Source organism: Haloimpatiens lingqiaonensis (assembly GCF_901447495.1).
Classification (GTDB): Bacteria; Bacillota; Clostridia; order Clostridiales; family Clostridiaceae; genus Haloimpatiens; species Haloimpatiens lingqiaonensis.
The window spans coordinates 23122-38943 of the sequence record NZ_CABDWS010000025.1 but is presented as its reverse complement, the minus strand read 5'-3'; the positions used below and the strand labels follow the sequence as shown (position 1 = coordinate 38943).

Genomic DNA, 15822 nt, shown 5'->3' with positions numbered 1-15822 from the left:
CTGTTGAAGAACTTAAGATTCTTATATGGCGTTATTTCATCAGTTATTGGAACAACAGGAGGATTTGCTCTGCCAATGGTGGGCTACCTCCTATGGTTAAAAGACAGAGATACTATGAATCTCTAAATCAAGCTGCCTAATAACGAACTATGCGAGAAAAAACTGTCAAGTAATATTGACAATATCAAGATCAGTAAGAGCATCTGTTACGCCGTATTTTTCAAAGTATGGGAATTCATCCTGTAATAATAACAGATAATCTTCTGGAGCATCTACAATAATTCGTTCATTGATATTGACAAGGGTCGATAATACTTCTTCTGGACGGCGAATGTCCAACCCGTGAACAAGACAGATTCCATGAAGCGTATGAAGTAATGTGATGCAGTTCGTAACAGAGGGCATTGTTTCAAGGAGTGCTATCTGTTGAATCAGTGGATGCAGACTAATGGTCTTGTTTTCTGTGTCTTCCGTTACGAAGCCATAGCCAATCATGTGATTCACATCATTGAGATTTTTTAACTGTAGCCAGTTTCTGACAGAACGCTTACGTACACCTGATACAGGTAACAGAGAAAGATTGCGAAGGATGTCTTGCTCGGTATTATTCAGATGGTTGAACTGTAACAGCTTCCGCAAATGCTCAATTAACAAAGCTTGGTCGAATTCTTCATCCTTGTATAATTCCACTTCTTCACTGATATCTGCATTCAGACCACAGGTATTCAGCTCCTGTAATAATTCCTCTGGTTCGATACCGCTTGCATTGATGGCAAGGGCTGCAAGACATACGGTAAGCGTATGAGCGTGCAATACTTCAATGATCTGTTTTACGGTATCCGGTTCTGATTTGGCAGAAGGACAGTGACGGTAGAACAGGTCAGTCAGTTCTTTTTCTTTCTCTAATTCTTTGATTTCTAGGGTTTCAAAGGATGTAATTCTGCATCTGGTTGTGACCATCAACTGAAAATCATTCTTTAAAAATTCTTTCATCCATCCATCATCTTTTGGTAACACATTGAAGTTATCAAGGATAATCAGGCTGTCAGAGTGGAGCGTTTTCAATACATCATAATGAGCCTGAAAGAGTGCTTCTTCATCCATCTGTGAATTGTCTGTATCAAATTCCATTCCAGCAACACATTTCTTAAGGCTTCCAGTGTAATGCAGGAAGATAATATTGGTGTATTTACGTCTATATTTCTCTGCAAAGGTCTTTGCAAATTCACTTTTTCCAATGCCAGGTATTCCAGTGATAAATAATGGGGTACTGGTGCTTAACTTAGTATAGGCGTCCTTAAGTTCTGCTTTTCTTCCTACAAATTCTTTTGTGTGAGAGGGAACACGAGAACTTAACAAGGTGTCGGATAGGTCTGGTGAATACAGATTACCGTTATGATGGTTGTTAAGAATCGTATAACGAACCGTCATAGTATAGAACTCTGCATCATCAGTATAGGAAAGCAGTTCATCTGCTACAGCTTGTCCAATGGTGTCCGTACAGTCTGTAATCAGCTTCTCCATCTGAGTACGTGCATTGATTGGGTTAAGCAGATTCGGTAATATTTTATCATTGAAATCAGCTTCCATAGTATCCCAGTTGTCAGGCTCATAAGAATTGATGATTGCAATGGTGACTGGTCGTGCACCTGTACACCAACGACTGTATTCGATGCGTTCTCCATCTAAGATTTCAGAAGCGGGAAGTGTATCATCCAGACACTCTGAGAACAGATTGCGGATGAGCAGGTGCTGTGGGTAAGTCTTATTGCTGTTTTCAAGTAAGATGCCAACTACATTGGCAAAGGTCATTCTGTTTCTCATAGGTATCCTTGATTCCTTCCATTTTATTTTCTATGTCAAGTCTTGGTCAATAGTCCGTCAATTATTTTTTATAATAGATTCCGCTACAATAAACTCATGAAACGTAGCTGCAAAGCATCAGATTCAAAGCAAAGTAGCTACAAAAATTATAACACGAAACAAACTTATGTTCTATAAGAACTTTAGAAGTTTCAACTGCACATTGAAAAGTAAATAAGCTGTAGAGCTGGGGAAGTCCCCTCGGGTGATGAGGACTGAATTACTTATGTTAGTAATCTAGTAAGAGCCGAGGAATAGGAATCACGTCAAGTTGGGAGATGATCTCGCACAGGAGAGGCCCGCATCTATCAGAAGAATATTTTAATCTGATAGATGGATGGAAGCAGTAAGCTAACCGCCCCACTCTACGTAGAAAGCCAAACCATTTTCTTGCTGGATTACAACATATATTCACTTTAGAAACATCAGCTTGCTGATGGAAGAAAGAAGGTGATCAAAGAATTTTAGGAGAAGGAGGGGATTTGTATGACGAAGGAGCTTGAGCTAGCAAAGAAGCTGGCGGTACTTGGGTGGATTTATCACAATCAGCTTATCACGGAAGATGAGTACAGCAGAGCAAAGTACAAGATTATGGCATCCTACAATGTGGTCAGCTTTATGACTGCTTAGAAGGATTTTTGAACTTATAGATTTTGGAATATTATTTCGGCTGTACATTCGTTCATATTTTGATTCGGATGTATAGTCGGTAGCAGAAGGAGGAATTGCTTATGGCAGAGGTACAAGTAATACAGGCATCGGATGGACCGATTGTCAGAGATGTAAGAATGGTTGGAAAACCAGTTCAGCTTACTCGTAAAAGAGTGGCTGCATATGTTCGTGTCAGCACGGACGGAGAGGAACAGTTACAGAGTTTTCAGTCGCAGAAACAGTATTATCAGGATAAGATTTCACAGAATAAGGACTGGGTCATGGTGGAAATATATGCTGATGAAGCTATTACTGGTACGAAAACGAAAAACAGAGACGGATTTTTGAAAATGATTGAAGACTGCATGAATGGAATGATTGATGTGGTCATGACAAAATCAATTTCAAGATTTTCACGTAATCTTCTGGACACACTTACTTATGTAAGGATGTTGAAAGATCAGGGTATCACTATCATTTTCGAGAAAGAGAATATCAATACTTCCACGATGGAAGGTGAAATGCAGCTTGCATTATTGGCATCACTTTCACAGAATGAGGTAGAATCTATCTCACAGAATGTAAAGATGGGTGTCAAGATGAAGATGCAGCGAGGAGAATTGATGGGCTTCAATGGTTGCCTTGGATATGATTATCATCAGGAAGATAAATCATTAACAGTCAATGAAGCAGAAGCGGAAATCGTCAGATTTATTTTTGACCGATATATCGAAGGATATGGAGCATATTCCATTGCGAAAGAGTTGACAAGACTAGGAAAGATTAACAAAAAAGGTCTGGTGAAATGGACAGACAGTGGTGTCCGGGGAATTATCAAGAATGAAAAATATAAAGGTGATTTACTTCTTGGAAAGACTTACACCGTTGATCCGATTTCCAAGCGCAGACTGGATAATCGTGGAGAGCAGGACAGATTCTATATTGAAAATCATCATGAACCTATTGTATCAGCAGAAATTTGGGATAAGGCACAGGAAATCTGTAAGAGCAGATATAAGGAAAATCCTAATGTTGTGGAAGGCACACGAACGAAGTTCGCAAGAAAATTTGCTTTCAGCAGTATGTGTGAATGTGGATTCTGCGGTACGAATCTTACCAGACGTTCCCACAATCAGGATACACAGCACAAGAAACCAGTCTGGAAATGCAGAACTGCATCCAACAAGGGAATCGAGAATTGTCCAAACAGTAAATCCATTGATGAAGCTATCATTGAGAATGCATTTGTAGAAATGTTTGGGCTTCTGGCAGAGAACTTTGATGATGTATTGGAATCGGTGCTTGCATCGGTGGAAGAAACATTTTCAGCAGACGGAAGTGCAGAGAAATTAAAGCGTGTGAACAAGGAAATATCGAACCTTGAGAACCGCCGAAACAAATTGACCGATATGATGCTGGATGATAAAATAAGCAAGGAAGCCTATGACGAGAAATATGATGAGATATGCAAGAAGCTGGCAAAAGCAGAATCTGAAAAATTGTTATTTTCAGAGGGCGTTGCAACGCAGAATGCAATATCAAAGCGTATGAAGGATATTCGCTCACAGCTTAAGGATGCAGATATTATGGATCACTTTGACCGCATTGTATTTGAAAGCAGCGTGGAAAAGATTATCGTAGGCGAGACGAACGAAGATGGAACGGTTGATCCTTACAAGTTGACATTTGTACTGAAAGGGATGGATAACCGTAATGTGCCTGATGTGAAGAATCGGTATAAGAATCTGCGTAAGCAGGCAGGATAGAAAGAAACACCTGTTATTACCAATATTAGGATGATAGGTGGCAATCTGAATATATCAATGGAAGGAAGGGATTGAATGGGTGATATAACTGGAAATTCAAATTTGATAAGTGATATAAAACCAGAAGAAACATACAAATCTATTAGAGGATGTGTTCTCGATGCACAGAAAAAAGTATGTTCAGCAGTGAATATAGCTATGGTAATTGCATATTGGGAAATTGGTGAACAGATATTTAAAGCTTGTGGCGAAAATGACAGAGCAACATATGGCAAACAGTTGTTACAATATATTTCGGAAAAAATGATGAATGAATTTGGAAAAGGATATACTGTACGTAATTTACAAATGATGCGAAAATTTTATTTAACATTTCCAAATGCGAACGCACTGCGTTCGGAATTGAGTTGGACACATTATCGTTCATTGATGAGAGTGGAAGATGAAAAGGCGAGAGTGTTTTATATGGACGAAGCTGCTAAGGCAGGATGGAGTTCAAGACAATTGGATCGCCAGATTAACACAATGTATTATCAGCGAATCTTAGCCAGTAAAAACAAAGATGCAGTAGCGAAAGAAATTGAATCGACAGAACCAAAGTTGGAATATGAGAAAATACTTAAAGATCCATATGTACTTGAATTTTTAAATTTGCCTAAAAATGAACATTTTTATGAATCTAATTTGGAACAGGCATTAATTGATCATTTGCAGAAATTTTTGTTGGAATTAGGACGTGGCTTTTCTTTTGTAGCAAGGCAAAAACATATAAATTTTGATGGACGTCATTTTTATATCGATCTTGTTTTTTACAATTATATTTTGTAATGCTTTGTTTTGATAGATTTGAAAATTGATGATTTAACACATCAGGATATTGGTCAGATGCAGATGTATGTAAATTATTATACAAGAGAACTAATGAATGAAGGAGATAATCCACCAATTGGAATATTACTTTGTGCAGATAAAAGTGATACGCTTGTAGAGTACACTTTGCCAGAAGATAATAATCAAATTTATGCAGCAAAATATCTCCCTTATATGCCAACGAAAGAAGAACTGCGGAGAGAGTTGAATCTTGACGATTATGAAAAGTTAGATGATTAATTATGCACAAGTTGGTGCGTAATATAAATGTCGCAGTTGTAATGGTAGAATTTATAGTAAACCAACAATTTAACAGGAAGGAATGATTGACAATGAACACTCAGGAAAACTTGTTAAATAGTGAAGCCAAAAAGTGTTCCTTTTGCGAGGACGACATAGAAAATATGTGTTCCAACAAAGAATACGACACATGTTGAAACGGTAGTATTGATGTCAAGGGTTAAAGACTAAGCACCCGAAAAAGCTCTTATTGCTGGGATTTGTGGCAATTTGTAGTGGGTGACATCTATCCTATTTTTACAAGCTAAAGTAGTTCGTGGAAACATATCTAGTGAAAAATAGCGTATAGTTTAGAAGTCAGGATAGATGTCACTTTTTATAGACTATAAGATAGATGTCATAGCCATTAGGTTGTGTGGTCAGGATAGACGTAAGCTATAGGATAGATGTTGAGATTAGAATTAGACGATTGGGGGTGTAAAGATGAATACAGATTGTAGATCTCTTTTAGTAGGAAATGGACTTGATATTCAATTAGGTGGAGATGACTTTTTAAACAAATGGATTATTGTACGGTTATTATCTAAAGCAAAAATTGGAAAATATGATGCGTTATTTCTCAATGAAGAAGATAGTACACCATTAATATCAGGCGATGAAATCGTTGAATTACGTAAGCGTCAAAAATTAAGTACCTAGAAAACATATCCTCTCATTGATAAACTTAAGTAAAAGATTATCAATGGGAGGTTTACTTATGTATAGAAAATTAGATAATGATGCCTGGGAGGAATATTTAAATAAATTTAACTCTATTAAAGATACAATAACAGTGAAAGATTTCTGTGCTGAAAATAACCTTAATAAGAGTCAATTTTATTACCATAAAAGAATATTAGAGTTGCTCGTCATATTCGGAAATGGTAGTGGGCTGTTCTTTTAGAAATGCGCTCATATCAGCTATACGTTTTTGTAGCTCATCACGATTGGCGTTTTCCATCTGGGCCTTCTGCGTCTGCTCGCGTAAGCGGTATATTGTGAGGTTTAAATCAGGCATTGAAATAGAAATCTAATTAAAAAAACAAAATGTCGCACACCCTTTAAGCAATAAATGCTTTGAGGGTGTGCTTTTGTCTGTAACATTTTTATGAATTAGATCTAATTCATATTGACAACTATCGATATGCTTGATATTATTATTTTAGAATATCGAAAACATTGGATATCATTGATACATATAAATATATAGGAGGTAATTTTATGGAGCATTCATATGCAGATTATGTTCCTGCAATTAAGGCTATGTCAGATGAAACACGGTTAAAGATTATTGATATGCTGTCGTGTGGAGAAATGTGCGCATGCGATATATTAGAAGAATTCAGCATTTCCCAATCCACTCTAAGCTATCATATGAAAATTCTATCTGAAAGCGGCCTTGTAAATGCAGTGCGTGATGGAGCTTGGATGAGATATACATTAAACAAGGAAAAAACAGATGAACTTAAAACTTTCTTTGCATGCATAACAAGCGACAAAGAAGACTGTATTTGTAAAAGGTGCAAAAATAAAAAATCTAATAATCAATGTTGTTAAGGAGGATTTAGTAATGAAAAATATTGAGATTTTTTGACCCAGCAATGTGTTGTTCGACAGGATTTTATCTCCAATAAAGTTATAAGTGAAATTCTTCAAAAATAAGGAGCTGATATTCTTCCTGTAACACTTGCAGATGGTGAAATTGTAAAAACTAAAAACTACCCAACAAACGAAGAACTTTCAGCATGGTTAGGGGTGGAAATAAGCACAAAATCTCAAAGGAAAAGCGGTTGCTGCGGACCAAAGGGGTGCTGTTAGGATGTCAAGGAATAATTATGAATCATTTCATTTGGCTAAGGTTAATCTGACTAAATATTTGTTTTTTACAGGAAAGGGCGGTGTGGGCAAAACCTCAACCGCCTGTGCTGTGGCAATAAACTTGGCTGATAATTACGCAAGAGCGAATACTTATAGCAAAGCCTTAAATCTAAAACATCTTAATGTTTTGATTGAGGATATTTATACAGCAGGTAAAAGAGTGATATTCACAATGGGCAAAGGCGGTGTTGGAAAAACAACTATTGCTGTGGCCCTTGCTAGAAAGGGTGTTAAGGTACATTTAACATCTACTGACCCAGCTGACCATCTTAAATATGTGGTTTAAGATACTGAAAATATAAAACTAAGCAAAATAGATGAAAAGCAGGAACTATTGCGATACCAAAATGAGGTATTAAGTAAGGCGCGTGAAACAATGAGCGAAGATGATGTTGAGGAGGATTTACAATCACCATGTATACAGGAAATTGCAGTATTTAGAGCTTTTGCTGAGATTGTTGACAAGGCTGAAAATGAAGTTGTAATTATTGATACTGCACCAACTGGTCATACGCTTCTTTTGCTTGACTCTACACAGAGCTACCATAAGGAGGTACAGAGAACAAAAGGTGAAACGCCAATATCTGTTCAAAGATTACTACTAAGACTTTGGGATGAGAAACAAACAAAGGTTATAATTGTGACATTGCCTGAAGTTACACCGGTATTTGAAGCTCAGAGGTTGAGTGATGATTTAAACAGAGCGGGAATTAATAATAAATGGTGGGTGGTTAATTAGTGCCTTTCATTGACGAATACTAAAAATAGTATGTTAATAGCTCGCGCTGATGCTGAAAAGCAATGGCTAGAAAAAGTTAAGCAAATAAGTGCTGATAACTTTGTTGCAATCCCTTGGTTCCAGGATGCATCAATTGAAAGTATAGTGAATTTTTCTGGAGGTAGCAAAAGTGATGAATAAAAATGATACTGGTTGTTGTTCTTGTAGCAGTGGTTGCTGCGGACAAGAGCAGAAAAAAAGGCAGATTATAATTGATTTTCTTTATCTTGACCTGAGTGTATGTACGAGGTGTCAAGGAACTGAAACTAATCTCGATGATGCAGTTAATGAAGTATCAACGGTATTAAGAGCGGCAGGATTTGAGATAGTGGTTAATAAGGTTAATATAAATTCAAGGGTGTTAGCCATTGAACATCATTTTTTAAGCTCCCCAACAATTCGAGTAAATGGCAGGGATATTGCTCTTGAGGTTAAGGAAACTTCCTGTAAAGAATGTGGGGATCTGTGTGGTGATTCTGTGGATTGCAGGGTTTGGGTGCATGAGGGTATAGAGTATACAGAACCACCGAAATCCATGATTATCAACGCAATTTTGAAAGAGATTTATGGTGGGGATAGTTCAAGCACTTCAACAAATGTGGAATATGAAATTCCACAAAACTTGATTACTTTTTTTGATAGCTTAGAAAGAAAGGAGGACTGATTTAGATGAGTAAAGAACAAAAAAGTGGAATAGGTTTTTTTGAAAAGTACTTAACTGTATGGGTTATTTTATGCATGTTTGCAGGAGTATTGATTGGCAAGTTTTTACCTGGAATCCCAGCGTTTTTAGGACGTTTTGAATATGCAAATGTATCGATACCCATGGCGATATTAATATGGCTTATGATATATCCAATGATGCTAAAAGTAGATTTTCAAAGTATTAGAAATGTAGGCAAAAATCCTAAGGGACTTTTTGTTACGTGGATAACCAACTGGCTAATAAAGCCTTTTACCATGTTTGGCATTGCATGGCTGTTTTTCTTTATAATTTTTAAAGCTCTAATTCCAACAGAATTGGCAACAGAATATCTTGCAGGGGCAATTCTTCTTGGAGCAGCGCCATGTACAGCGATGGTATTTGTATGGAGCCATTTGACCAAAGGCAATGCAGCTTATACTGTCGTGCAAGTGGCGACAAATGATCTTATAATTCTCATAGCCTTTACTCCTATAGTCGCGTTTCTTCTAGGTGTGGGCGGTGTAACCATACCATGGGATACACTTATTCTATCTGTAGTATTGTTTGTTGTTATCCCGCTGGCTGGGGGTATAATTACACGTAATTACATAACAAAAAAGCGAGGACTCGATTACTTTGAAAAGAGTTTCATACCGAAGTTTGGGAATATTACTACCATAGGTCTATTGCTAACATTAATAATAATCTTTTCATTCCAGGGCGATGTAATTCTGAATAATCCACTGCATATTGTTTTAATAGCTATACCATTAATTATTCAGACTTTCCTAATCTTTTTCATTGCATATCTGGTAAGCAAAGCTATAAAGCTTCCGCATGATATAGCAGCGCCTGCCGGTATGATAGGTGCATCTAACTTTTTTGAATTAGCTGTTGCTGTTGCAATCGCATTGTTTGGCACACAAAGTCCAGCTGCACTTGCTACCATCGTAGGGGTTCTTACGGAAGTACCTGTTATGTTGATACTTGTAAAGATAGCGAACAATACAAGGCACTGGTTTCCTGTAAAAAGTTAGAAAGGAGGTAATGGTCAATGAGTAATAAACCTAAGGTCGCTTTTATATGTGTTCATAATTCATGCCGAAGCCAAATAGCTGAGGCACTTGGTAAACACTTTGCAGGAGATATATTTGAAAGCTACTCTGCTGGCACAGAAACAAAACCTCAAATTAATCAGGATGCTGTGCGACTTATGAAAGAGCTTTATGACATAGATATGGAGAAAACTCAACATTCAAAGTTGCTTGATGAAATCCCTCCAGTAGATATTGTTATTACAATGGGCTGTAATGTGGAATGCCCTTACCTTCCATGTAAACACAGGGAAGATTGGGGGCTGGATGATCCTACAGGTAAGAATGATGTGGAGTTTAAAAAGGTAATCTCAACAATAGAAACAAAAATAAGAGAGCTAAAAGACAGACTAAAGTCATAATAATTATAATGCCAATTACAAATCTAGTAGTTGACATTGTAATATTATATTATCGATTTGTACTTACCAACTAAAAAGTCAAAAGACAAAAAAAACTTGAAAAATAAGGATTCACTAATGCCCGTTCTACCAAACGGGCATTAGTGGTAGACTACATCTACCGAACAGGGAAAAACTGTGGACTGTATCTACCGAACCGATTAATAGGAGTTTAAAAAATATTATTAAGTCTATGGGTAAGGCTTAAAAAAATAATATTCCAATCATTTTAATTCAACATACGGAAGTAGAAAATAATTCAGAAACGTTTATTAGAGAAAGCAAGGAATGGAGAATACAGTTTTAACTACGGATAAATGGATAAGCTGTATAAAAAATGATGTTTAGAATATGGAAAAAACGTCTGCTAAAATATGCAGGCGTTTTTAGATTAATACATGTGAAAAAATAGTTAAGTAATCGGTTTTTTATATTTAAAATTTTTTTAGTTATCATATTTTTTATAATATATTTATAAATTCATTACAATTAGGCTAAATAAGTATAAATTAATGTGTAAGAATTACGATAAGTTATTATATAAATAGACAAAATGCAAAAAAAAAGGGGAATTAGGGAAATGCAAAAAAATACAGTATAAAAAATAAACTTATACTTTCTTTTGTCTGTTTGATTTTAGTATGTTTAGTTTTACTAGGTTCTATAGTATACACTAAAGTATATAATCAAACAAAAGAAGACTATGTACAATCTATAGAAAAGCAAATCACACAAGTGGATAGTAGCTTTAATAATTATATTGTAGCTTTTGAAGAAAACATAAATATGTTTTCTAAAGAGCTAAATAATTTAGAGAATCAGGTAACTTCATATATTGATAAAAAGCCTGAATCGGATGAAATACCTATGACTCCTCTCGAAAATGGAGGTTTTGAAGCTTCTTTATATGGAAAGTTTGAAAATTTCACAAAAACTCATGATGGAATAGAGACTGTATCCATATCTTCAGAAAGTAATGGAGGATATATGCAGTACCCAGCAATTTCAAGAAAAAAGGGATATGATCCTAGAAAAAGGGATTGGTACGATGAGGCAAAGAATAATAAAGATAAAGTCTCTTTTACAGATGTTTATAAAACTTCATCAGGTTCTATGGTAATGTCGGTTTTAAATCCAGTTAAAGATGTAAATTCAAGTTTTAAAGGGGTTATAACCTTTGATATAAACTTAAAAAAATTGTCTGAAATGAGTAAAAAAACAAAAATAGGTGAAAATGGTTATCTAATTGTAACAGATGAGAAAGGAACAGTAATAGCTAGTGGTAAAGATCAAGAAATTATTTCTAAAAGTATAAAAGAACTTAAAGTAGAACAGCTAAATGATTTATCAAAATATAAGAATAATAATTTTAGTGCAAAAATGAATGATGGAAAAGAGTATTTTATAAATGTGAAAAAATCTTCTAATAAAAAACTAGGGTGGTATTATATATCTTTTGTAGAGAAGGGTGAACTTACAAGAACTGCCAATAATGTAGGTGGTATAACTTTAATTTTTACTATTATATTTTCTATAATTGCAGTGGTAGTATGTATATTTATAGCTAATAAAATATCTAAGCCTATTAAATATGCAGCGGAACACATAAAAGAAGTGGGAAAAGGGGACTTTACCATTCCAATAGAAGAAAAATACTTTAAATTACAGGATGAAATTGGAGACATTATAAAATCAATAGACAAAATGCAAAGTTCTATAAAGTCTATGATAGGTAAGGTTAAGAAAAGTTCTGATGTAGTTGAAGAAGAGGAAGAAAAATTATTAGTTGCTTCAGAAGAAATGACAGGCTCCTCAAGTGAAGTTTCAAGGGCAATACACGATGTAGCAGAAGGAATTTCAAATCAAGCTGGGGACCTTGTGAAAGCTACAGCTACTATATCAAGTTTTGGAGAGAAGCTTGATATAGTAGTAAATGAGCTATCAGCAATAAGTGAAAATTCCGTAGGAATAAATTTAATGGCTAATGATAGTAATAAAAAGATGGAACATATGATAGTATCAGTAAAGAATATTAAAGAATTTTTTAAAGCTTTTTTAGATGTAATATCGAAACTTGATGATAATGTAGGACAGATAGGTGAGATGACTAGTTTAATAAATAGTATTTCAGAGCAAACTAATCTTTTAGCTCTAAATGCGGCAATTGAAGCTGCAAGGGCAGGAGAATCAGGAAAAGGATTTGCGGTGGTAGCAGATGAAATAAGAAAGCTTGCAGAAAGAAGCAAAGAATCTTCTGAAAGTATAAATAAATTAGTAGATATTATAGATAAAGATAAGCAAGAGATTATAGATAATGCAGGAAAGATGAAAGAAGAACTTGATGGTCAATCTAAAACCATAGAGGACACAATTGGAGTATTTAAAAACATAATACAATCTATTGAAGATATCGTTCCTAAAATACAAAATGTTAATAGTTCAGCATATTCTATAAATGAAGAGAAGGAAGAAGTTTTATCTAAAATGGAAGGTAGCTCAGCTATTTCAGAAGAAATATCTGCATCTTCAGAAGAAATAAGTGCATCTTCAGAGGAAATGCATAATTGTTCAAAGAAGGTAGCTTTGTCTGGTGAGAAACTAAGTGAAATGACAAAGGAAATGAATGAAGAAGTAAATAAATTTAAAATATAAATAAAAAATATGCTAAAATAAAAGCAAATTTAATATTTTGTTTTATTGATGGTACTTGTCAAAAAAGTTGGCATGAAGGCCTAGTTAAAATCTAAGCTTTCATGTTTTTTTTATAATATATTATTATTTGTTGACTCTCACATTATGGTATACTCTATACTGTAATTGAGCTCAAAAACACATATATGTGAGGTAATATAAATGTTAAGAATAGGTGATTTTTCAAAATTATCAAGAATTAGCATACGAATGCTGCGCCATTATGATGAGATTGGTTTGCTTATCCCCGAAAGTATAGATGATTTTACAGGTTATAGGTATTATAGTGAGGCGCAACTGCCTCTTGCAGGGCGTATCAACGCACTGAAAGATATGGGGTTTAGTCTGGCATCTGTTTCTGAAATACTGAAGAGCTATGATAATCCAGAGGCTCTAAAGAAATATTTATTGTTTAAGAAGACAGAAGTTCGAGAACAGGCGGAGGAAACCAATAGGCGTTTAATACTCATTGAAACTGCTATTAAAAGACTTGGAAAGGGTGATAAGGTTATGAATTATAATGTAACTTTAAAAGAATTGACAGAAAGATATGTGGCAAGTGTACGTAAAATAATTCCTTCTTACGAACAGGAGGGTATGCTATGGCATACATTAGTGACAGAAACTATGCCACTTAATATTAAGGATGGAGAACCTTGCTATACACTTGCTATTTTCCATGATGGAGAATACAAGGAAAAGGATGTGGATGTAGAGGTTCAGAAATCTGTAAAGGGAAAATATAAAAACACAAAAAATGTAGTGTTTAAAACAATGCCTCCTGTTCAAATTGCATCAGCTACTTATAAAGGTAGTTATGATAAAATTGGTGAAGTTAATCAGGTAGTTGCAAATTGGGTAAGTGATAATGGTTATGAGTTTAATGGTTTAGCCTTTAATATCTATCATGTAAGTCCTCATGAAACACAAAATCCTGAAGAATGGGTAACAGAAGTATGTTATCCTGTAAGAAAGAAATAAAACGGAATAACAAAAGTCGTCTGCTAAAATATGCAGGCGGTTTTTGCTTGTATAAGTAAAACAGGATTTACGCAAAATTGATAGTTTTCATTTTTTGACATAAAAATACCTACCTCTCTAACAGTGCATTAAAAATGCACATAATAAAATTCGCACAACAATAAAGCTTGCTATTATATTGAGATTCATAAAAATTTATGAGCTATGCTTTGTAATTTTAGTGTAGTATAATTTAGATATGATGTTATATAATAGGGTTATTATGTTTTAAATAAAATGCTTTTTTACATATTATGTTGAAAGTTTTACCAAGCTTTTAGATGACATATAAATAATAGAATGATTATCCCACAATAAGTATTACATTACTTGAATTATGAAATTTCTCTGGAATGACTTGCATAAGAAGCGAAAGCACTGTTTAAATTTAATTTTAGAAATTCTTCTTTTAGACAGATAAAATTATCGTAAGCCTGGCAAAGACGCCAGGCTAGCGAACCTGAGGCAGGACGCTGAATGTGAGCGTTAGATAATTTTATATGGCTAAAAGATTAGAATTTCTTAAATTAAATTTATTGTTCCGAGCTTCTATGCAAGTCATGGAAGAGAAATTTCATAATTCCATTACATTGTACCTTATTGTGGGTTAATCATAGAATAAGAATTTGTATAATTTTGGGGGCGAAGTATATGAATAATAAAATAGTAGTAATATACAAATCAAAATATGGCAGTAGTAAAAAATATGCTCAGTGGATAGCCGAGGAGGTAAAGGGAGACTTATTTGATGCTTCAGAAATAAAGGTAGAAATGTTAAAGGAATATGACACTATTGTTTACGGTGGAGGACTTTATGCTAGTGGCATTTCAGGTATATCACTTATAACTAAAAACTTTGATATTATAAAGTATAAAAAAATAATAGTTTACACAGTGGGACTTGCTTCTACGGATAAAAAAGAAGTTTTCGCCCCAATTATAGAAAAGAATTTCCCTAAAGAAATTATAGATAATATAAAGTTTTTTCATTTTCGCGGTGGAATAGATTACAAAAAGCTAAGCTTAGTACACAAAGCTATGATGGCAATGCTAAAAAAAGTAGTATCTAAAAAACCTGAAGATAAGTTAACAGATGATGATAAAGAGTTATTAGCTACCTATGGAGATAAAGTTGATTTTACAGATAGAAGTGCAATAGTGACTCTAGTTAATTATATATTGTAGAAAGTAATAATAAAGTTTGTGTTAATGAACTAAAAAAGGTTTCCAAAGGTTACGAAATCATCTCTACAGGAGTGACAAGTACCAATGAAGTAAATAGTGCTATAGGTAGTTTAGTAAAGGAGAGATGGGGAAATGTTTAAAAAAGTAATTAGTGCTTTACTATTATTAATTATGGTACTGTCCTTTGTAGGGTGTTCAACCTCTGAGAAAAAGAAAGCTAGCGAAACTAAAGGAACAAACAGCAAGGGAAAATATGAATATGTGGTAAAAGTAAGTTACAACAATGAAAAAGTTAAAGAATATAAAATTGGTGATATTAAGAAATTACCTGCAGAATCAGTAGAGATGGAAGGAAAAGAAGAAAGCGGTTCATTAGTATCTACCATATTAAAAGATTGTAAAGTGGGGGAGTTTTCAAAAATAACTTTTAAGGGCATTGATGGGACAAATGCAACATTAAAAAAAGAGGATATTGACAATGAAATTCCATATACTTCACATAATAGTTCTCTTTGTATAGAATTAAGATGCTAGTATAAATAAGAGTTCTATTTGCTGAATATACTATGTGCAGATAAGACTCTTATTTATGTAAAAATTTATTTTTCGCATCTAATCATTCACAAGGTTAGTTAAATAGAGTCCACAGGTAATGGACAAA

General features: G+C 34.5%; 14 protein-coding genes and 2 pseudogenes. 15 read left to right on the top strand and 1 reads right to left on the bottom strand.

All coding sequences use genetic code 11. The features are described 5' to 3' along the window. Window positions 1-165: 165 nt before the first annotated feature. Entirely contained in the window at window positions 166-1824 is a 1659-nt protein-coding gene (locus FGK85_RS06880) for a P-loop NTPase family protein (RefSeq protein ID WP_138205016.1), read from the bottom strand. A 525-nt stretch (window positions 1825-2349) separates the two neighbouring features. Here FGK85_RS06880 and FGK85_RS15285 point away from each other — a divergent pair. The 15 genes and pseudogenes from FGK85_RS15285 (at window position 2350) to FGK85_RS06810 (ending at window position 15695) form a co-directional block, all read left to right on the top strand. Next, window positions 2350-2493 carry a hypothetical protein gene (locus FGK85_RS15285; RefSeq protein ID WP_171011349.1) on the top strand — a complete coding sequence of 48 codons (144 nt, stop codon included), beginning with the start codon at window positions 2350-2352 and terminating at the stop codon, window positions 2491-2493. A 101-nt stretch (window positions 2494-2594) separates the two neighbouring features. After that, window positions 2595-4280: a recombinase family protein gene (locus FGK85_RS06875; protein WP_243122827.1), complete on the top strand. Its 1686-nt coding sequence runs from the start codon at window positions 2595-2597 to the stop codon at window positions 4278-4280. 75 nt (window positions 4281-4355) lie between these two features. Further along, window positions 4356-5390: pseudogene (locus FGK85_RS06870) on the top strand (PDDEXK nuclease domain-containing protein). Between the two features lie 483 nt (window positions 5391-5873). Beyond that, window positions 5874-6089 carry a hypothetical protein gene (locus FGK85_RS06865; RefSeq protein WP_138205012.1) on the top strand — a complete coding sequence of 72 codons (216 nt, stop codon included), beginning with the start codon at window positions 5874-5876 and terminating at the stop codon, window positions 6087-6089. A gap of 58 nt (window positions 6090-6147) precedes the next feature. Beyond that, window positions 6148-6333 carry a hypothetical protein gene (locus FGK85_RS06860; RefSeq protein ID WP_138205010.1) on the top strand — a complete coding sequence of 62 codons (186 nt, stop codon included), beginning with the start codon at window positions 6148-6150 and terminating at the stop codon, window positions 6331-6333. Between the two features lie 317 nt (window positions 6334-6650). Continuing rightward, window positions 6651-6986: an ArsR/SmtB family transcription factor gene (locus tag FGK85_RS06855; protein WP_138205008.1), complete on the top strand. Its 336-nt coding sequence runs from the start codon at window positions 6651-6653 to the stop codon at window positions 6984-6986. Between the two features lie 114 nt (window positions 6987-7100). Beyond that, complete coding sequence (locus FGK85_RS15615) at window positions 7101-7247, top strand: arsenic metallochaperone ArsD family protein (protein ID WP_279232908.1); 147 nt, start codon at window positions 7101-7103, stop codon at window positions 7245-7247. A gap of 1 nt (window position 7248) precedes the next feature. Continuing rightward, a pseudogene (locus tag FGK85_RS06845) lies at window positions 7249-8226 on the top strand (ArsA-related P-loop ATPase). Continuing rightward, a complete protein-coding gene (locus FGK85_RS06840) occupies window positions 8219-8749 on the top strand; it encodes a DUF2703 domain-containing protein (RefSeq protein WP_138205006.1) in 531 nt (176 codons plus the stop codon). Before FGK85_RS06845 ends, FGK85_RS06840 begins: the two are co-directional and overlap by 8 nt. Before the next feature lie 5 nt (window positions 8750-8754). Next, window positions 8755-9807 (top strand): ACR3 family arsenite efflux transporter, encoded by a 1053-nt coding sequence (arsB, locus tag FGK85_RS06835; protein ID WP_138205004.1) that lies wholly within the window; start codon window positions 8755-8757, stop codon window positions 9805-9807. Window positions 9808-9824: 17 nt separating this feature from the next. Beyond that, window positions 9825-10226: an arsenate reductase ArsC gene (locus FGK85_RS06830; protein WP_138205002.1), complete on the top strand. Its 402-nt coding sequence runs from the start codon at window positions 9825-9827 to the stop codon at window positions 10224-10226. 669 nt (window positions 10227-10895) lie between these two features. After that, a complete protein-coding gene (locus FGK85_RS06825) occupies window positions 10896-12917 on the top strand; it encodes a methyl-accepting chemotaxis protein (RefSeq protein ID WP_243122826.1) in 2022 nt (673 codons plus the stop codon). Between the two features lie 201 nt (window positions 12918-13118). Further along, window positions 13119-13937 carry a MerR family transcriptional regulator gene (locus FGK85_RS06820; protein ID WP_102399005.1) on the top strand — a complete coding sequence of 273 codons (819 nt, stop codon included), beginning with the start codon at window positions 13119-13121 and terminating at the stop codon, window positions 13935-13937. A gap of 690 nt (window positions 13938-14627) precedes the next feature. Then, on the top strand, window positions 14628-15161 hold the full coding sequence (locus FGK85_RS06815) for a flavodoxin domain-containing protein (RefSeq protein ID WP_138204998.1): 534 nt from the start codon (window positions 14628-14630) through the stop codon (window positions 15159-15161). Window positions 15162-15293: 132 nt separating this feature from the next. Continuing rightward, window positions 15294-15695, top strand: a complete 402-nt coding sequence (locus tag FGK85_RS06810) for a hypothetical protein (protein ID WP_138204996.1) — start codon at window positions 15294-15296, stop codon at window positions 15693-15695. Window positions 15696-15822 lie beyond the last annotated feature (127 nt).

Coding starts and splice junctions, on each gene's coding strand:
- FGK85_RS06810 (WP_138204996.1), top strand. CDS start 15,294: ATGTTTAAAAAAGTAATTAGTGCTTTACTATTATTAATTATGGTACTG.
- FGK85_RS06840 (WP_138205006.1), top strand. CDS start 8,219: ATGAATAAAAATGATACTGGTTGTTGTTCTTGTAGCAGTGGTTGCTGC.
- FGK85_RS06865 (WP_138205012.1), top strand. CDS start 5,874: ATGAATACAGATTGTAGATCTCTTTTAGTAGGAAATGGACTTGATATT.
- FGK85_RS06875 (WP_243122827.1), top strand. CDS start 2,595: ATGGCAGAGGTACAAGTAATACAGGCATCGGATGGACCGATTGTCAGA.
- FGK85_RS15285 (WP_171011349.1), top strand. CDS start 2,350: ATGACGAAGGAGCTTGAGCTAGCAAAGAAGCTGGCGGTACTTGGGTGG.
- FGK85_RS06855 (WP_138205008.1), top strand. CDS start 6,651: ATGGAGCATTCATATGCAGATTATGTTCCTGCAATTAAGGCTATGTCA.
- FGK85_RS06830 (WP_138205002.1), top strand. CDS start 9,825: ATGAGTAATAAACCTAAGGTCGCTTTTATATGTGTTCATAATTCATGC.
- FGK85_RS06815 (WP_138204998.1), top strand. CDS start 14,628: ATGAATAATAAAATAGTAGTAATATACAAATCAAAATATGGCAGTAGT.
- FGK85_RS06860 (WP_138205010.1), top strand. CDS start 6,148: ATGTATAGAAAATTAGATAATGATGCCTGGGAGGAATATTTAAATAAA.
- arsB (WP_138205004.1), top strand. CDS start 8,755: ATGAGTAAAGAACAAAAAAGTGGAATAGGTTTTTTTGAAAAGTACTTA.
- FGK85_RS06820 (WP_102399005.1), top strand. CDS start 13,119: ATGTTAAGAATAGGTGATTTTTCAAAATTATCAAGAATTAGCATACGA.
- FGK85_RS06880 (WP_138205016.1), bottom strand. CDS start 1,824: ATGAGAAACAGAATGACCTTTGCCAATGTAGTTGGCATCTTACTTGAA.